Annotated in this window: 17 protein-coding genes and 2 riboswitches; of the genes, 11 read left to right on the forward strand and 6 right to left on the reverse strand. The window is 68.9% G+C overall.

All coding sequences use genetic code 11. The annotated features are described in order from the left end of the window. The first annotated feature begins 74 nt into the window (after nucleotides 1-74). The 6 genes from MAA8898_RS00575 (at nucleotide 75) to MAA8898_RS00600 (ending at nucleotide 3,817) form a co-directional block, all read left to right on the forward strand. On the forward strand, nucleotides 75-587 hold the full coding sequence (locus MAA8898_RS00575) for a flagellar basal body-associated FliL family protein (RefSeq protein WP_094019022.1): 513 nt from the start codon (nucleotides 75-77) through the stop codon (nucleotides 585-587). 11 nt (nucleotides 588-598) lie between these two features. Further along, the gene (locus MAA8898_RS00580) at nucleotides 599-946 is read left to right on the forward strand and encodes a hypothetical protein (protein ID WP_094019023.1); all 348 of its coding nucleotides are present in this window, start codon (nucleotides 599-601) and stop codon (nucleotides 944-946) included. A 42-nt stretch (nucleotides 947-988) separates the two neighbouring features. Beyond that, nucleotides 989-1,669 carry a MotE family protein gene (locus MAA8898_RS00585; protein WP_176445026.1) on the forward strand — a complete coding sequence of 227 codons (681 nt, stop codon included), beginning with the start codon at nucleotides 989-991 and terminating at the stop codon, nucleotides 1,667-1,669. Nucleotides 1,670-1,809: 140 nt separating this feature from the next. Next, nucleotides 1,810-2,373 carry a L,D-transpeptidase gene (locus tag MAA8898_RS00590; protein ID WP_094019024.1) on the forward strand — a complete coding sequence of 188 codons (564 nt, stop codon included), beginning with the start codon at nucleotides 1,810-1,812 and terminating at the stop codon, nucleotides 2,371-2,373. Further along, a complete protein-coding gene (locus MAA8898_RS00595) occupies nucleotides 2,370-3,536 on the forward strand; it encodes a geranylgeranyl reductase family protein (RefSeq protein ID WP_094019025.1) in 1,167 nt (388 codons plus the stop codon). The genes MAA8898_RS00590 and MAA8898_RS00595 overlap by 4 nt, the downstream gene beginning before the upstream one ends. 92 nt (nucleotides 3,537-3,628) lie before the next feature. Then, a complete protein-coding gene (locus MAA8898_RS00600) occupies nucleotides 3,629-3,817 on the forward strand; it encodes a hypothetical protein (protein ID WP_094019026.1) in 189 nt (62 codons plus the stop codon). A 10-nt stretch (nucleotides 3,818-3,827) separates the two neighbouring features. Here MAA8898_RS00600 and MAA8898_RS00605 read toward each other — a convergent pair whose 3' ends face one another. Then, a complete protein-coding gene (locus MAA8898_RS00605; protein WP_094019027.1) occupies nucleotides 3,828-4,499 on the reverse strand; it encodes an arylesterase in 672 nt (223 codons plus the stop codon). Between the two features lie 15 nt (nucleotides 4,500-4,514). Between MAA8898_RS00605 and MAA8898_RS00610 the strand changes: the two genes are divergently transcribed. The 4 genes from MAA8898_RS00610 to MAA8898_RS00625 all read left to right on the forward strand — a co-directional run bounded on the left by MAA8898_RS00610 (nucleotide 4,515) and on the right by MAA8898_RS00625 (nucleotide 10,105). After that, the gene (locus MAA8898_RS00610) at nucleotides 4,515-5,207 is read left to right on the forward strand and encodes an ABC transporter ATP-binding protein (RefSeq protein ID WP_094019028.1); all 693 of its coding nucleotides are present in this window, start codon (nucleotides 4,515-4,517) and stop codon (nucleotides 5,205-5,207) included. Then, nucleotides 5,204-7,720, forward strand: a complete 2,517-nt coding sequence (locus MAA8898_RS00615; RefSeq protein ID WP_094019029.1) for an ABC transporter permease — start codon at nucleotides 5,204-5,206, stop codon at nucleotides 7,718-7,720. The genes MAA8898_RS00610 and MAA8898_RS00615 overlap by 4 nt, the downstream gene beginning before the upstream one ends. A gap of 88 nt (nucleotides 7,721-7,808) precedes the next feature. Beyond that, nucleotides 7,809-8,750, forward strand: a complete 942-nt coding sequence (locus tag MAA8898_RS00620; RefSeq protein ID WP_094019030.1) for an inositol monophosphatase family protein — start codon at nucleotides 7,809-7,811, stop codon at nucleotides 8,748-8,750. Between the two features lie 221 nt (nucleotides 8,751-8,971). Further along, complete coding sequence (locus MAA8898_RS00625) at nucleotides 8,972-10,105, forward strand: Hint domain-containing protein (protein ID WP_094019031.1); 1,134 nt, start codon at nucleotides 8,972-8,974, stop codon at nucleotides 10,103-10,105. Nucleotides 10,106-10,171: 66 nt separating this feature from the next. Here MAA8898_RS00625 and gcvP read toward each other — a convergent pair whose 3' ends face one another. The 4 genes from gcvP to MAA8898_RS00645 all read right to left on the reverse strand — a co-directional run bounded on the left by gcvP (nucleotide 10,172) and on the right by MAA8898_RS00645 (nucleotide 15,428). Continuing rightward, entirely contained in the window at nucleotides 10,172-13,018 is a 2,847-nt protein-coding gene (gcvP, locus tag MAA8898_RS00630) for an aminomethyl-transferring glycine dehydrogenase (protein WP_094019032.1), read from the reverse strand. 166 nt (nucleotides 13,019-13,184) lie between these two features. Beyond that, nucleotides 13,185-13,544, reverse strand: a complete 360-nt coding sequence (gcvH, locus tag MAA8898_RS00635; RefSeq protein WP_094019033.1) for a glycine cleavage system protein GcvH — start codon at nucleotides 13,542-13,544, stop codon at nucleotides 13,185-13,187. A 15-nt stretch (nucleotides 13,545-13,559) separates the two neighbouring features. After that, the gene (gcvT, locus tag MAA8898_RS00640; RefSeq protein WP_370738601.1) at nucleotides 13,560-14,693 is read right to left on the reverse strand and encodes a glycine cleavage system aminomethyltransferase GcvT; all 1,134 of its coding nucleotides are present in this window, start codon (nucleotides 14,691-14,693) and stop codon (nucleotides 13,560-13,562) included. A 73-nt stretch (nucleotides 14,694-14,766) separates the two neighbouring features. Next, nucleotides 14,767-14,830: riboswitch (glycine riboswitch) on the reverse strand. Nucleotides 14,831-14,834: 4 nt separating this feature from the next. Then, a riboswitch (glycine riboswitch) is annotated at nucleotides 14,835-14,932 on the reverse strand. Nucleotides 14,933-14,939: 7 nt separating this feature from the next. Then, entirely contained in the window at nucleotides 14,940-15,428 is a 489-nt protein-coding gene (locus MAA8898_RS00645; RefSeq protein ID WP_094019034.1) for an RrF2 family transcriptional regulator, read from the reverse strand. Between the two features lie 93 nt (nucleotides 15,429-15,521). Here MAA8898_RS00645 and MAA8898_RS00650 point away from each other — a divergent pair, with 93 nt between their 5' ends. Then, complete coding sequence (locus MAA8898_RS00650; protein ID WP_094019035.1) at nucleotides 15,522-16,088, forward strand: gamma-glutamylcyclotransferase family protein; 567 nt, start codon at nucleotides 15,522-15,524, stop codon at nucleotides 16,086-16,088. A gap of 105 nt (nucleotides 16,089-16,193) precedes the next feature. Here the strand turns inward: MAA8898_RS00650 and gltX are convergent, their stop codons facing one another. Beyond that, nucleotides 16,194-17,531: a glutamate--tRNA ligase gene (gene gltX, locus MAA8898_RS00655; RefSeq protein ID WP_094019036.1), complete on the reverse strand. Its 1,338-nt coding sequence runs from the start codon at nucleotides 17,529-17,531 to the stop codon at nucleotides 16,194-16,196. Nucleotides 17,532-17,616: the final 85 nt, after the last annotated feature.

Here is a 17,616-nt window from a genome sequence, read left to right on the forward strand (position 1 = left end):
GTTGACCCAATCGCCTTAACAATCAGTTAGCCCATTTTTCCTATAACGGTTTCACGTCAAGAAAGAGGTTAGGAATGTCTGACACCACCGTGGATGCCGACGAACCCGCCGAAAAGAAACCGTCGAAGCTGCCTCTCGTCATCGGTCTTGTGCTGGCGCTCGCGGGCGGGGGCGGTGGATTCTACGCCGTGCAGTCCGGCCTGATCGGCGGGTCCGGGGCCGCCCCGGACGCGGCGCAGGCGGACACCGGGCACGGCGATCCGCACGTGGCGACCAAGGCGCTGCCCGACGTGACATTCATCGAGGTGCCGCCGCTGACGATCTCGCTGGGGCCGGGCGCGCAGGCGCAACACCTGCGCTTTCGCGCCAGTCTCGAGGTGCCGTCGGAATACCAGGCAGAGGTCGAAAGGATCCTGCCGCGCATCCAGGATGTGCTCAACAGCTACCTGCGCGCGCTAGAGGCCAAGGACATCGAGGCGCAGGGCGCGCTCATCCGGCTGCGCGGGCAGATGCTGCGCCGGGTCAAGCTGGTCGCCGGAGAGGGCCGCGTGCGCGACCTCCTGGTGCTGGAATTCGTATTGAACTGAGGGAGATGGCAATGGAGATGATCGCGGATATCCTGCTGGTGGCCGGGGCGCTGGGCGCCGGGTTCTACTGTTTCATCCTGGCGCGGCGGCTGTCGCGCTTCACCGACCTGGAGAACGGCGTCGGCGGCGCCGTGGCGGTGCTGTCCGCGCAGGTCGATGACCTGACGCGCACGCTGGCCAGCGCGCAGCAGACGGCGGGCGAATCGAACAAGTCGCTGGGCGAACTCACCGACCGGGCCGAGGACGTGGCGCGGCGGCTGGAACTACTCGTCGCCTCGATGCACGACCTGCCGCAAACCGCCGCCCCGCCCAAGCCCGAGATCAAGGACAACGTCTTCATGCGCCATCCGCGCGCCTGAATCGCCTGACCGGGCAGCGCCGCCCATCATCGAGGAAACAGCATGGCAAAAGCACAAGCTCCCGCACCGAAGACGCCGGCCGCCAAGCCGGCGAAGCGCAGGCCGCGCCGCAAACCGCGCGGCGCCCTGGCGGCGATCTGCGCCCTGCTGGTGACCTCCGCCCTGCTGCGCGCCGCCGTCGGCGCGAGCGAGGCGATCGCCCGCGAGGATCCCGTCGCCGCGCCCCAGGCGCCGGCGCCGGCCAAGGCAGCGGCCGCGCCGCAGGCGGCACAGGGGGCGGATCCCGATGCGCCCGCGGCCTACATGGTCGCCGAGGCCGATCTGGCCCCGCTGATCGACGCGCTCAACGCCCGCGAAGAGCGGATTCGCAAGCGCGAGGCGGCGATCGAGGTGCGGATGCAGGCGCTCACCGTCGCCGAGCACGAGATCGACAGCAAGCTCGCCGCCCTGGCCGAGGCCGAGGACAGCCTCAAGCGGACCCTCACCCTGGCCCGCACCGCCGCCGAGGACGACATCGCCAAGCTGACCAACGTCTACGCCAGCATGAAACCGAAACAGGCGGCCGCGCTGTTCGAGGAGATGGACCCGGAATTCGCGGCCGGATTCCTGGGCCGGATGCGGCCGGATGCCGCCGCGGCGATCATGGCCGGCATGACCCCGCAGGCCGCCTACCTGACCAGCGTGATTCTCGCCGGGCGCAACGCCGACGTGCCGAAGGAGTGACAAAAGCACAACAGGCCGGCGCCACGATCGGCCGTCACACGGCAAATTGAAACCCGGGTCGGCTATGCCGCCATTGCATTTTTTCGCATCCTGAGCCACATGTCTTGCCTGAATTCGAGACCGACCGCACGAGGGCTGCCATGATCACTCGCCGAAACTTCGTCACCGCTGCCGCCGCGACTGCCGCGGTCTCCGCGCTGCCCGCGCCTGCGCTGGCCTTCGCGGTCGAGCCGATCTACCTGCCGCAGACCGTGGCCATCAAGAAGGACCTGGCGCCCAACCAGATCCTGATCCTGACCAGGGCGCATTTTCTCTACCTGGTCGAGGCGCCCGGCCAGGCCCGCCGGTACGGCGTCGGCCTCGGCAAGGCCGGTCAGGCGATATCGGGCACCTACGACGTGGGCGGCAAGAAGAAATGGCCGACCTGGCGTCCAACCGATGCGATGATCGAGCGCGAACCCGCGGCCTACTCGAAGTTCATCGACAACGATTACGTGCAGCCGGGCGGGCCGGGCAACCCGCTGGGCGCGCGCGCGCTCTACCTCTACCGCAATGGCCGCTACACCTTCAACGCGATCCATGGCACCACCGCGCCCAAGTCGATCGGCCGGTCGGTCTCCAACGGCTGCGTCCGCATGATCAACGACCACGTGATCGACCTGTACGAGCGCGTGCAGCCGGGAACCAAAGTCACCGTTCTGTGACGGGTGCCCCCGGGCGCAGGACGCGGCGCTTTGACCTGATCGTTCTCGGCGCCGGCCCCGCTGGCGCCGCAGCCGCGATGAAGGCCGCGACCGCCGGCCTGACTGTCGCGCTGGTCGACAAGGCCCTGTTTCCGCGCGACAAGCTCTGCGGCGGCGGCCTCACCGGCCGCGCCATCACCCAGTACCGGCGCTGTTTCGGCGGCGATCTGCCCCCGGTCCCGCTGGAGCGGCGATCGGATTTTGTCTTTCACGCCCACGGGCAGGATCTCGGCCGCAGCACAGACGCGCCGCCGCTGCACCTCGGGATGCGGTTCCAGCTGGATGCCGATCTGGTGCGGCAGGCGCTGGCCCGGGGGGCGAAGGACTTCACCGGGCACAGCGGTGCGCTTGATCCCGACGCCCCGGCGCTGGACCTGCCCGACCAGCGGCTCGAGGCGCCGCTGATCATCGCCGCGGATGGGGTGAACAGCCCGACCGCGCGGGCGCTGTTCGGCGCCGCCTATGACCCGGCGCGGATCGGCTTTGCGCTGGAGGTCGAGCTTCCCGGCGCCGACCCCGACCGCCCGCTGCGGATCGACTTCGGCGCCGCCGACTGGGGCTATGGCTGGCAGTTCCCGAAACCGCAGGGCACCACCATCGGCGTCGGCGGGGTGCACGCCCGCAATTCCGACATGAAGGCCGCGCTGCGCCGTTACCTCGCCGTCCTGGACGTGCCCGACAGGCTGAATGTCAAGGGCCAGTTCCTGCCCTTCGGCGATTTCCGCGCCGTTCCGGGCAAGGGCCGCGTCCTGCTGGCCGGGGACGCCGCCGGGCTGGTCGATCCGATCACCGGCGAGGGCATCGCCCATGCGCTGGACAGCGGCACCTGCGCCGCCGAGGCGGCCATCGCCGCACTGGCCGCGGGCAGGCCCGACGACGCGCTGGAGCGCTACCAACAGGCGATCCGGCCGATCCATCGCGGGCTGCGCCAGGCCCGCCTGCTGCGCAACATCATGTTCCGCGAACGCCTGCGCCCCGCCTTCATCCGCAGTTTCCGCAACTCGCGCACCCTGCGTGGCGAATACCTGCGCCTGATGGCCGGCGAGACGGAGTACGGCGCGCTGATGCGAAAGATGGCCACGCGGCTGCCCGGTTTTGCCTGGCGGGCCATCAGCGGATCGTGACAATCCGTCGAAAAATGCCCGCATGACGGGAAAGTGCTTTAAGCCTTTGTTAGGACTTCCGGCCATATCCTTTCCCGGATACGGAGGGTGTGATGGCTGTTTTCGCCTTTTTGTTCGGCAGTATCGTGGGCTTGTTCTGCGCCATCTTTGGCTGGGTCGCCTATGACATGAGCTTTCTGGCCGGGGCCGGGCTCTACTTCACGTTGAATTTCACGGTCGGGTTCTTCCTGGTCCTCGCCAACATGCCGCTGGAGACCGACACCGAGCGGGTCAAGGCCTGACCGCAGGCCGTCACGGGTCGATCCGCGCCAGCAGCGCTTCGACGTTCGGCCCGACAACCTCGACGATCCGCGCCACCCCCGCCGAGTTCGGATGAATGCCGTCCGACTGCATGAAAGCGCCCAGCGCCGCGGGATCGGCGCCGTCCTGCATCAGCCCCGCGAAAAAGCTTTCCTGGTACAGCGTGCCATACATCTCCGCCAACTCGGGGTACATCGCGTCGAACTGCGCCTTGTACTCGGGCCCGTAGTTGCCCGGCGCCTGCATCCCGATCAGCAGCACCTCCAGCCCGCGCGCCTCGGCCACCTTCAGGATACCGTCGAGATTGGCGCGCGACACCGTCGGGTCGATCCCGCGCAGCAGGTCGTTGCCGCCCAGCGCCACGATCATCCCCTGGATCTCGGGCGAGAGCGACCATTCGACCCGCGCCAGCCCGCCCGCCGTGGTATCGCCCGACACGCCGCCGTTGACGATGCGCACATCGTGGCCGCGCGCCGCCAGCCAATCGCGCAGCTGCGGCACGAATCCCTCGTGGTCGAGCAGCCCATACCCCTGCGTCAGGCTGTCGCCCAGCGCCAGAATATGCAGCCTTTCCGCCGAGGCCGAGGTCGCCAGAATCACCAGCAATGCCGCAAATGCCTTGCTGCGCAGGGATGACAGCCCATATCTGACCCAATGCATCATAATCCGGAGACTCCTTTGCCCGACGCCGTATTGTCCCTCCAAGATGTCACCCTCAGCCTCAGGGGCAATGCCGGCCTTGTGGAAATCCTGCACGGAATCTCGCTCGATGTCGCGCGCGGCGAGACGCTGGGCCTGGTCGGCCCCTCCGGATCCGGCAAATCCTCGCTGCTGATGGTCATGGGCGGGCTCGAACGCGCCAGCGCCGGCCAGGTGCACGCGCTGGGCCAGGACCTGACCGCCATGGACGAAGACGCGCTGGCGCGGTTTCGCCGCGATCACATGGGCGTGGTGTTCCAATCCTTTCACCTGATTCCCACCATGACCGCGCTGGAAAACGTCGCCACCCCGCTGGAACTGGCGGGCGACCGGCAGGCCTTCACGCGCGCCCGCGCCATGCTGGAGCGCGTCGGCCTCGGGCCGCGCGCCGATCATTACCCGGCCCAGCTGTCGGGCGGTGAACAGCAGCGCGTCGCGCTGGCCCGCGCGCTGGCGCCCGAGCCGGACATCCTGCTGGCGGACGAACCCACCGGCAACCTCGACGGCGCCAACGGCGCCGCCATCGTCGACCTGCTGTTCGGCCTTTCGCGCGAACACGGCGCGACCTTGGTGCTGGTCACCCACGCGCCCGACCTTGCCGCGCTCTGCGACCGCGTGGTCCACCTGCGCGACGGCCAGGTCGACGCAACGGAGCTGAGGGCCGCCGAATGAGTCTTGCCACCTCGGCCCGCTTCGCGCGGCGCGAATTGCGCGGCGGCCTGCGCGGCTTTCGCATCTTCCTCGCCTGCCTCGCGCTGGGCGTCGCCGCCATCGCCGGGGTCGGCTCGGTCCGCGCGGCGATCCAGGCGGGGTTGCAGGACCAGGGCGCGGTGCTGCTGGGCGGCGACGCGCAGGTCGAATTCACCTACCGCTTTGCCACCGAGGAAGAGCGCGCCTGGCTCGACTCCATCGCCACCCGCGTGTCCGAGGTGACGGATTTCCGCTCCATGGCCACCGTCACCCGCGACGGCGACACCGAACGCGGCCTGACACAGGTGAAATCGGTCGACGATGCCTACCCCCTGCTGGGCGACATGGTGCTCGATCCGCCCATGCCGCTGGGGCAGGCGCTGAAGGACGGCGGCGCGGTCATGGCCCCGGTTCTGGCGGACCGGCTGGGCCTGCACCCGGGCGACAGCTTTCGCCTGGGCACCCGCGATTTCACCCTGCGCGCCACCATCCAGACCGAACCGGACGATGCCGGCGACGGTTTCGGCCTCGGCCCGCGCACCATCGTGCTGACCCGGGATCTCGCCGGGTCCGGCCTGCTCTCGCAGGGCTCGCTTTACGAGACCGAGTATCGCCTGCTGCTGCCCCCCGGCACCGATCTCGACACCGCCCGCGCCGAGGCGCTGGCCCGCTTTGAGGCGCACGGCCTCAGCTGGCGCGACGCCCGCAACGGCGCCCCCGGCATCGCCCGCTTTGTCGAGCGGTTGGGCAATTTCCTGGTCCTTGTCGGCCTCTCCGGCCTCGCGGTGGGCGGAATCGGCGTGTCCGCCGCCGTGCGCGCCTACCTTGCGCGCAAGACCAGCGTCATCGCCACCCTGCGCACGCTGGGCGCCACCCGCGCCATCATCTTCCAGACCTATTTCCTGCAAATCGGCGCACTCAGCCTGCTGGGCATCGCGCTGGGCCTCATCCTTGGCGCGGCCATCCCGCTGCTGTTTGCGCCATTGATCACCCAGGCGCTGCCGGTCCCGGCGCTCTTCGCCCTGCACCCCGGCCCGCTGGCCGAGGCGGCGCTCTACGGCACGCTCACCGCGCTGCTCTTCACCCTCTGGCCGCTGGCCCGGGCCGAGGAGGTGCGCGCCGCGACCCTGTTCCGCGACGCGCTGGACAGCGCCCGCAGCCTGCCGGCGGCGCGCTACGTCGTCGCCACCCTGCTGCTGATCGCCCTGCTGGTCGGCTCGGCGGTGCTGTTCTCGGGCAATGCCAGGCTGACGCTCTGGACCGCGGGCGGCATCGCCGGGGCGCTGGTCACGCTGGCGCTGGCCGCCGTGCTGATCCGCTGGCTGGCCCGCCGCGCCACCCCCGCCGCGCGCGGCCGCCCGGTGCTGCGCTGGGCGCTGGGCGCCATCGGCGGGCCGCGCGAAAGCGCCGGATCGGTGGTGCTGTCGCTGGGCCTGGGCCTGACGGTCCTTGCCGCGATCGGCCAGATCGACGGCAACCTCCAGACCGCGATCCAGCGCGACCTGCCCGAGGTCGCGCCCTCCTACTTCTTCGTCGACATCCAGAAGGACCAGATGCCCGGCTACCTCGACCGGCTGGAAAGCGACCCCGCCGTCAGCCGCATCGACAGCGCGCCGATGCTGCGCGGCATCCTGACCCGGATCAACGGCGTCCCCGCGGTCGAGGCGGTGGGCGAACACTGGGTGCTGCGCGGCGACCGGGGCGTGACCTACGCCGCGAAACCCGACAGCCGCACCACCGTGACCGAAGGCACCTGGTGGCCCGAGGATTACACCGGCCCGCCGCAGATCAGCTTTGCCGCCGAAGAGGCCGAGGAGATGGGCCTGAAACTGGGCGACGAGATCACCGTCAACGTGCTCGGCCGCGACATCGTCGCCACCATCACCTCCTTCCGCGAGGTCGATTTTTCCACCGCCGGCATCGGCTTTGTCATGACGATGAACCCCGCCGCGCTTCAGGCTGCGCCGCACACCTTCATCTCGACCGTCTACGCCGAACCGCAGGCCGAGGCGCAGATCCTGCGCGACCTCGCCAATGCCTACCCCAACATCACCGCGATCCGCGTCCGCGACGCCATCGACCGCGTGTCCGAACTGCTGGACGGCATCGGCCAGGCGATCCGCTGGGGCGCGGCGGCGACCCTGCTGACCGGCTTTCTGGTGCTGATCGGCGCGGCGGCGGCGGGCGAAGGCGCGCGCACCTACGAGGCGGCGGTGCTCAAGACCCTCGGCGCCAGCCGCGCCCGCATCCTGCGCAGCTTTGCCCTGCGCTCGGTCCTGCTGGGCGGCGCGGCGGGGGCCATCGCGCTGTTCGCCGGCATCGCCGGGGCCTGGGGGGTCATGACCTACGTGATGGAGACCGACTTTGCCGTGATCTGGCCCAACGCGCTGGCCATCGTCACCGGCGGCGTGCTGGCGACCCTTTTGGCCGGCCTCGCCTTTGCCTGGCGCCCGCTGGCCGCGCGCCCCGCCGGAGTGCTGCGCGCCCGCGAATGACACCGCCCCGGACAGGCTGCCGCCTTGCGCCCCGGCGCCCGGGCTGGCAACACCCTGTGACAGGTTCAGAACCCGGAAGGTGAGACCCATGAGTGATTCCCTGCCGATGCCGGTCACGGCGCCCCTCAGCCCGGCCCAGCGCATGCAGCTGTTCAACCTCGTGCGCCGCGCCGCCCGGACCGAGATCATGCCCCGCTTTCGCAAGCTCGGCACCCACCAGATCGGCGAAAAGACCGGCCCGCACGACCTGGTGACAGAGGCCGACAAGGCCTCCGAGGCGATGATCACCCGCGGCTTGCAGATCATGTTCCCGCACGCGCTGATCGTCGGCGAAGAGGCCGCCTCGGCCCACCCCGAGATGATCGACAAGATCGCCGGGGCCGAGCTGTGCTTCACCATCGACCCGATCGACGGCACCTGGAACTACGCCAAGGGCCTGCCGCTGTTCGGCGTCATGGTCTCGGTGCTGCGCTTTGGCCGCCCGGTCCTGGGCCTGCTCTACGACCCGGTGCTGAACGACATCATCTGGGCCGACACCGACCACAGCGCCCGCATGCAGCTGCCGCAGCGCACCAGCCGCAGCGTGCTGACCGCGCATGACCAGCACCGCCCGCTGAACCAGCTGAACGGATTTGTCGCGCTGTTCCTGCTGCCGCCGGACAAACGCGCCGAGGCGGCCTCCAAGCTGCCGCTGTTCGACCGGGTCTGGTCGCTGCGCTGCGCCTGCCACGAATTCCGCACCCTCGCCCAGGGCGAGATCGACTTTGTCCTGTTCCCCAAGCTGACCGCCTGGGATCAGCCCGCCGGCGTCATCGTGACCCGGCAGGCGGGTGGCCACGTGGCGATGCTGGACGGCTCCGAATATCGCGGCGACACGAAATCCGGCTACCTTCTGGCCGCCAGCGACCAGGAAACCTGGAACCGCGTGGCCGAGGTGTTTTCCTTCCTCGTCGACACCCCGGTGAAATCGACCCCCGCGCCCGAGCGCAATGCCTTCCCCGGCGAAACCGCCGTCGACAGCGACGCCTGAGCCGGACGCAGTCGCCGCGCGCCACGGAACGGGTGGCCTCTCCCGGTCCGTTCGTGCCGGGACAGCTCCATCCTCCCGCGTCGCGCGATGGGCCCGCTCTATGCGCCGAAGCGCTTAAAATCACATGCATTTTTGCCCGGCCTGCCGCCGGTCCGCTAACTTCGTCTCAGTCCGGACCCCGCAACCATGGTGCCAACCGGATTTCTGACAACGGCTGACCCATGGCATTCGCAGTTCTGACGACCAATACCACGCTCTCCGCAACGATGGAGGACCTGTGGAGCGACCCGCCCGGAACCCATTCGTTCACCTTTTCGCCCGGCGCCGAAGAAACCTTCCGTGTCATCGACGATGACGCGGTGTTCGACGACTACAATCCCGACGACACAAACCAGGTGGTCGCCCCGCAATCGACGATTTTCACCGACAACGCGGTGGTCGCCTCGCGGCACAAGTTCGACGTGACGCCCGACAACGGCGATCCGCCGTTCACCGTCTACGTGGTGTTCGAGAAAACGACGCCAAACGACGATTTCTCGCCGATGAACACGCTGAATTACGCGCTGGTCTCGGACACCCCCATGATTCCCGGCGTCAACTACGCGATCTCCAATCAAAGCGGGGACGGCACCGTCAACTATTCCGAATTCTCGGACCTGGCCGTGTGTTACGCTCCCGGCACGCTGATCGCCACCCCCCTGGGCCCGCGCCCGGTGGAAACGCTGCACCCCGGCGATCCGGTGATGAACCTGGATCACGGACCCCAGGCGATCCGCTGGATCCACAGCGCCGACCATCCGCTGGACGATGCCGCGGCCGATGCCAGGCCGGTGCTGATCGCCGCCGGCGCGCTGGGCGACGGTGTTCCGGCGCAGGATCTGGTGGTCTCGCCGCAGCACAGGATCCTGGTCGGCGGACACTCGCAATTGCCCGGCCTGGCGCGGACCGAATCGTTTGCCCCGGCCAAGTCACTGACCCGCCTGCCCGGCATCCGCCACATGATGGGCAAGACGGCAATCACCTGGATCCATTTCGCCTGCGACCGGCACGAGGTTGTCTTCGCCAACAGCTGCCTGTCGGAATCGCTGTTGCTGGGTCCGATGGTGGTCAAGGGCATGGCCGCGCCGCAGCGTCGCGCCGTCACCGCCCTGTTCGGCGCAGCCCCGGCGCCCGACGCCGCCCTGAACGGCCCCCCCGCCCGGGAATGCCTGGCGGTGGGCGCGGTTCGGTGGCGCGTCGAAAAGGCGCTCAGGGACAGGGGATCCCCGCTATTCGGAACACGGGACGCCAACACGGCACCGCGGCTCCCTGGCCGGTCATTGCACCGGCCAGGGGCACGTCACCTGACGGGCTGACCACAGCCTGTCCGAACGGTTTTGCCGGAACCGCCTGGTAAAACCGTCTCCAAGCCCCCGCCGCCGCTACTCCGCCGCCTCCTGGTAGCTCGACATCGGCGGGCAGGTGCAGACCAGGTGCCGGTCGCCGTAGACGTTGTCGACCCGGTTGACCGGCGGCCAGTACTTGTCCACCCGGAAGGCGCCCGGCGGGAAACAGCCCTGCTCGCGCGAATAGGGCCGGTCCCAGTCGCGCACCAGGTCCTCCATCGTGTGGGGCGCCAGCTTCAGCGGGTTCACCTCGCGGTCCATCCGGCCTTCCTCGATCGCGCGGATCTCCTCGCGGATCGCCAGCATCGCGTCGCAGAACCGGTCCAGCTCGGCCTTGGTCTCGGACTCGGTCGGCTCCACCATCAGCGTGCCCGCCACCGGCCAGCTCATCGTCGGCGCGTGGAACCCGGCGTCGATCAGCCGCTTGGCGATGTCCTCCACCGTCACGCCCGCCGATTTCTCGAACGGCCGCGTGTCCAGGATGCACTCATGCGCCACCCAGCCGTTCTTGCCCCGGTAGAGGACGTCATAGGCCCCCTCCAGCCGCTTGGCGATGTAGTTGGCGTTCAGGATCGCCACCCGCGTCGCCTGCGTCAGCCCCTCGCCGCCCATCATCAGGATGTAGGACCACGAGATCGGCAGCAGAGAGGGTGAGCCGAACGCCGCCGCGCTCACCGCGCCGCCGTCGGCTGCCTGCGGATCGCCCGGCAGGTAGGGCACCAGGTGTTCCTTGACCCCGATCGGCCCCATGCCCGGACCGCCGCCGCCATGCGGAATGCAGAAGGTCTTGTGCAGGTTCAGGTGGCTGACATCGCCGCCCAGGTCGCCGGGCCGCGACAGCCCCACCATGGCGTTCATGTTGGCCCCGTCGATGTAGACCTGCCCGCCGTGCTCATGGGTGATCTCGCAGACCTCCCTCACCGTCTCCTCGAACACCCCATGCGTGGACGGATAGGTGATCATGCAGGCCGCCAGCGCGCCCGAATGCTTTTCCGCCTTGGCGCGGAAATCCGCCACGTCGATGGAGCCGTGATCGTCGCATTTCACCGCGACCACCTTCCAGCCCACCATCTGCGCCGAGGCCGGGTTGGTGCCATGCGCGTTGACCGGGATCAGGCAGACATTGCGCTGCCCCTCGCCGCGCGCCACCTGCCATTTCCGGATTGTCAGCAGCCCCGCGTATTCCCCCTGCGCGCCGGAATTCGGCTGCATGGAAAACGCGTCGTAGCCGGTGATCTGGCACAGCTTGGCGCTCAGGTCGTCGATCATCATGGTATAACCCTTGGCCTGGTCCTTGGGCACATAGGGATGGATCATCGAGAATTCGCGCCAGCTGACCGGCATCATCTCGGCGGCCGAGTTCAGCTTCATCGTGCAGGACCCCAGCGGGATCATCGCCCGGTCCAGCGCCAGGTCGCGGTCGGCCAGACGGCGCATGTAGCGCATCATCTCGGTCTCGGCCCGGTTCATGTGGAACACGTCGTGCTGCAGATAGGCGCTCTGCCGGATCAGCCCCTCGGGCAGCCGGTACTCGGAGTCGGCCGGATCGTCCTTGCGGACCAGGCCAAAGGCACGCCAGACCGCCTCGATGGTCTGCGGCCGGGTGCGTTCGTCCAGCGTGATGCCGACGCGGGTCTTGCCCACCTTGCGCAGGTTCAGCCCCTGCTGCACGGCGGCCTGCAACACCCCGCGCTGGAGCAGCCCCACGTCCACGGTGATGGTGTCGAAATACTGCTTCGGCTCCACCTTGAAGCCCGCCGCTTCCAGCCCCTTGGCCAGCCGCGCGGTCTTGCGGTGGATGCGCTGGGCGATGGCGCGCAGCCCCTTGGGCCCGTGGAACACCGCGTAGAATCCCGCCATGACCGCCAGCAGCGCCTGCGCCGTGCAGACGTTGCTGGTCGCCTTCTCGCGGCGGATGTGCTGCTCGCGGGTCTGCAACGACAGCCGGTAGGCCCGGTTGCCATGCGAATCGATGGAAATGCCGACGATCCGCCCCGGCATCGCGCGCTTGTAGTCGTCGCGGCAGGCCATGTAGGCGGCGTGCGGCCCGCCATAACCCACCGGCACGCCAAATCGCTGGGTCGATCCCACGGCGATGTCCGCGCCCATGGCGGCCGGCTCCTTGAGCAGGCACAGCGCCATCGGGTCGGCGCTGACCACGCCGATGGCCCCCGCCGCGTGCAGCGCCTCCATCTGCGGCGTCAGATCGCGCACGTGGCCATAGGTGCCGGGATACTGGAAGATCGCGCCAAACACCTTGTCCGCCTCCAGCGCCTCGGGCGCGCCGACGATCACCTCGATCCCCAGCGGCTCGGCCCGGGTCTTCATCAGGGCGATGTTCTGCGGATGGCAGTTTTCGTCGACAAAGAACGCCACGGCCTTCGACTTGGCCACCCGCTGCGCCATGGTCATCGCCTCGGCGCAGGCGGTCGCCTCGTCCAGCAACGAGGCGTTGGCAATCTCCAGGCCCGTCAGGTCGCAGACCATGGTCTGGAAGTTCAGCAGCGCCTCCAGCCGGCCCTGCGAAATCTCCGGCTGGTAGGGCGTGTAGGCGGTGTACCAGGCCGGGTTCTCCAGGATGTTGCGCTGGATCGCCGGCGGCGTCACCGTGCCGTGATAGCCCTGCCCGATCAACGAGGTCAGCACCTTGTTCTGGTCGGCCACCTCGCGCAGCCGGTAGATCAGCTCGCGCTCGGACAGCGGCTTGCCGAATTTCAGCGGCGCCTCCTGCCGGATCGCCTTCGGCACCGTCTCGTCCATCAGCTGGTCCAGCCCCCGGACCCCCATCACCTCGAACATCTTCGCCATTTCCTCGGGCGAAGGGCCGATGTGCCGCCGGTTGGCAAAATCATAGGGCAGATAGTCGATCGGTTCGTAGCTCATCGCACACCTCTCCGGAACACCGCGTCAGGGCTTCTTCTTGGTCCAAATACCTCCGGGGGAGTCCCGGACAGGGTCCGGGACGGGGGCAGCGCCCCCCCCCGCCGCAAGCGGCCCGCGCCACGGCCGGGCACGGGTGCCGGGCGGGTCTGCCCCGCCGCAAGGATCCTCAGGAAATGAAGTCCTTGTATTCCTTCTCGTCCATGTAATCGTCCAGCGCCGACAGGTCCTCGATCTTCATCTTGAAGAACCAGGCCGCCCCCTCGGGGTCCTCGTTGATCTTGCCCGGGTCCTCGACCAGCGCCGCGTTGACCTCGACGATCTCGCCGTCCAGCGGGGCCAGGATGTCCGACGCGGCCTTGACCGATTCGATCACCACCACCTCGTCGTCCTTGGACACCTCGCGGCCCTCCTCGGGCAGTTCGACAAAGACGATGTCGCCCAGCTGCTCTGCCGCGTGGGCGGTGATGCCCACGACAACGACGTCGTCCTCGACCAGCAACCACTCATGCTCTTCGGTGAATTTCATGCCGAACTCCCTGTCTCACCGTTTGAAACCCGCCGGCACGAAGGGCAGCGCCGCCACCCGCACCGGAACCCGCTTGCCGCGCAGCTCGGCCCAGAGGGTCGTGCCCTCCGTCGCCGACGCGGCCGCGACATATCCCATCGACACCGGCCCACCCACCGACGGCCCGAACCCGCCCGATGTCACCTGCCCGACCTCCGCGCCACCGGACTCGGCGTCAAACAGCACCACGCCCGCGCGCAGCGGCGCCCGGCCTTCCGGCAGCAGCCCAACGCGCCTGCGCGCCGGACCCTCCGCCAACTCGCCCAGGATCCGTTCCGCGCCCGGAAAGCCGCCCGCCCGCGCGCCGCCCGTCCGGCGCACCTTCTGGATCGCCCAGTTCAGCCCCGCCTCGATGGGCGAGATCGCCGGGTCCAGGTCCTGGCCATAGAGGCACAATCCGCCCTCCAGCCGCAGGCTGTCCCGCGCGCCCAGGCCGATCGCCTCGACCCGCCGGTCCGACAGCAGCGATTTCGCCAGGTCCACCGCGGCCGCGTTCGGCACCGAGATCTCGAACCCGTCCTCGCCGGTGTAGCCCGAGCGCGAGACCCAGCATTCCGCACCCGCGATCGGCAGCGTCGCAATGTCCATGAACTTCATCTCGCGCACGTCCGGGCAGTGCTCGGCCAGCACGTCCTCTGCCGCCGGCCCCTGCAGCGCGATCAGCGCGCGGCTCTCCAGCAGCTTGACGGTGATGCCCTCGGGCTCCAGCGCGGCGCGCAGCCGCGCCACATCGGCCTCCTTGCAGGCGGCGTTGACCACCAGCAGCAGGTGATCGCCGCGGTTGGCGATCATCAGGTCGTCCTCGATCCCGCCCGCCTCGTTGGTGAACAGCGCGTAGCGCTGCCGCCCCTCGGCCAGCCCGATCACGTCGACCGGCACCAGCCGCTCCAGCGCGGCGGCCACACCCGGCCCGCGCAGCACGACCTGGCCCATGTGGCTGACGTCGAACAGGCCAGCCTGCTCCCGCGTGTGCAGATGTTCCTTGAGAACGCCCAGCTTGTACTGCACCGGCATCTCGTAGCCGGCAAAGCTGACCATCTTGCCGCCCAGCGCATGATGCAGCGCGTTCAGGACGGTGGTTCTCGGCTCGGTCAGATCATCGTCCGCCATGCGCATCCTTTCCCCGACGCGCGTGGCGTTCGGACAGCCCCGGCGCGGACCCGTACCGCGCCTTCCCTGCCCCCTCTGTCCCTTGGCCTGAGATCATTATCCCTTCGGCGGACGCCCTGCGGCGCCTCTCTCCAGAGTCACATCTCCTCGCGGTCCTGTGGCCTGAGCGATTCCGGGGCGGTTGCGCCTTCGGCACCGGCCTGGGGCCAGGGCCCTGCCGGTTCTCCCGTCGAAGATATCCCGACGCTAGTTGATCGTTTCGGAATTGACAAGCGGCGCCGCGGCGCTGGCGGTGCGGCAGGTTTCCGGGGCGATGATGCTCATCAACACCGGGTTGTCGCAGACCAGCGCGTCCAGCGTGATCGGGTCCAGCATGTTGTAAAACGCGTTCGCCGCATCGCTCAGCGCGGTGCGCAGCCGGCAGGCCTCGGTCAGCGGACAGGTGTTGTCCACGTCGGCGAAACACTCGGCCAGCGGCACCGGCTGCTCCAGCGCGCGGAACACGTCGCCGATGATGATCTGGTCCGCCGGACGGCCCAGCTCCAGCCCGCCGTTGCGGCCACGCTGGGTGTGCAGGAACCCCAGCTGCGCAAGCTGGTTGATGACCTGCGCCAGGTGATTCTCCGAGGCGTTGCAGCGCTGCGCGATCTCGTGCTTGGTGACCAGCCGCCCGGGATTCCCGGCGCAAAACATCAGCACGCGCATGGCGATGTTGGTTCTCTTGGTGACGCGCATGGTAGCCTCCGGGCGGAATTCCTCTGCGATCTTGATGCCACGTTTCCGTAATCGAAAGTTTGACTCACATCAATTCCGCGAGATATTTGCCATATGCAGCATATATATTTTTTCGGCTACGGCTCGCTCGTCAACCGCACCACCCATGGGCACGCACCGGTGCACCGCGCCACGCTGCACGGCTGGCGGCGCGCCTGGCGCGCCACGCCGGACCGCGCGCTGTGCTACCTGACCGCCGTCGCCGACGCCCAGGCCAGCATCCAGGGGCTGATCGCCCCGGTCCCCGGCGACAGCTGGGCCGAGCTTGACCGCCGCGAAGCCGCCTACCGCCGCCACCCGGCCACCCACGCGCTGACCCACGCATCGGATGCGCAAGAGGTGGTGGTCTACGCCATCGACCCGGACCGCCAGTTCGACCCCGGCCCGGACAACCCGATCCTGCTCAGCTATCTCGACGTGGTGATCGCCGGTTTCCTCGCGGAATACGGCCCCGAGGGCCCGGCCGAGTTCTTCCGCACCACCACCGGCTGGCAGGCGCCCATCCTCGACGACCGCGCCGCGCCGCGCTACAGCCGCGCCCGCCCGCTGACGGACGAGATCCGCACCCTGACCGACGCCGGCCTGAGCGCCCTGGGCAGCCGCATCATCGTGGCCGCCTGAGCCGCGCCCCGGGGCTTCTTCTTGGTCAAAATACCTCCGGGGGAGCCCCGGACCTGGTCCGGGGCGGGGGCAGAGCCCCCGAACATCCACGCCACAGGACAGAGTTTACCCTGCCGGACCCGCGCCGCCCGGCTTGACCTGCAACAGCGGCATCAGGTCGCCCATCTCCGGCCCGCGCTCGCGGCCCGTCACCGCCTTGCGCAGCGGCATGAACAGCCCCTTGCCCTTGCGCCCTGTGGCCTCCTTGACCGCCGCGGTCCAGGTGCCCCAGGTCGCCGCGTCGTAGGGCGGCGCGCCCAGCAGGGCAAAGGCCTGCGCGACGAAACCCTCGTCCTCGGCGTCGACCACGGGCGCGGCACCGTCACGGCACAGCGCCCACCACTCGGCGATGTCCTTGCGCGTCACGATGTTCTCGCGCACCACGGTCCAGAACCGTTCGGCCAGCGCGTCCGGCACACCCAGCGCGCGCAGCTCTTCCGCAACCTCGGACAGCGGCAGCCCGTGCAGCTTCTTCGCGGTCAGCGGGTACAGGTCCTCGACGTCGAACTTGGTCGGCGCCGAGCCGAAGGTCGACAGGTCGAACCCCTCGGCGATCTCCTCCAGCGACATCCGCAGTTCCACCGGCTGCGACGATCCCAGCCGCGCCATCAGCGACAGCAGCGCCTCCGGCTCGATCCCGGCGGCGCGCAGGTCGCGCAGCGACAGCGTGCCCAGCCGCTTGGACAGCGACTCGCCCTGCGGCCCGGTCAGCAGCGAATGGTGGGCAAATTCCGGCGGCTCGCCGCCCAGCGCGCGGATCATCTGGATCTGCGTCGCGGTGTTGGTGACGTGGTCGTTGCCGCGCACAACGTGGGTCACGCCCATCTCCACGTCGTCCACCACCGAGGCCAGCGTATACAGGAACTGCCCGTCCGCCCGGATCAGCACCGGGTCCGACACCGAGGCCGCGTCGATCGACACCTCGCCCAGGATGCCGTCCTGCCAGACGATCCGCTCCTGGTCCAGCTTGAACCGCCAGACCCCGTGCCCGCGCTCCTGCCGCAGCCTGGATTTCTGCTGTTCGCTCAGCGCCAGCGCGGCGCGGTCGTAGACCGGCGGCTTGCCCATGTTCAGCAGCTTCTTGCGCTTGAGGTCCAGTTCCGTGGGCGTCTCGAAGGCCTCGTAGAACCGCCCCTGCGCGCGCAGCGTGTCGGCCGCCTCGGCGTAACGGTCCAGCCGCAGCGACTGCCGCTCGACCCGATCCCATGTCAGCCCCAGCCACTCCAGGTCCTGCTTCAGCGCGTCGACATAGGCTTCCTTCGACCGCTCCGGATCGGTGTCGTCGATGCGCAGGATGAATTGGCCGCCGGTCTTGCGGGCGATCAGGTAGTTGAACAGCGCGGTGCGCAGGTTGCCCACGTGGATATAACCGGTGGGCGAGGGCGCGAAACGGGTGACGGTCATGGATCTGGCCTCCTGTCAGGCCGCGGTGTTTTCACAGGCGGGGCGATTTGTCCAGTTCCCGGGCCGCGCGCGCACGCCATGCTGG

It is taken from the genome of Antarctobacter aquimaris (assembly GCF_900184945.1).
Taxonomy (GTDB): Bacteria; Pseudomonadota; Alphaproteobacteria; order Rhodobacterales; family Rhodobacteraceae; genus Maliponia; species Maliponia aquimaris.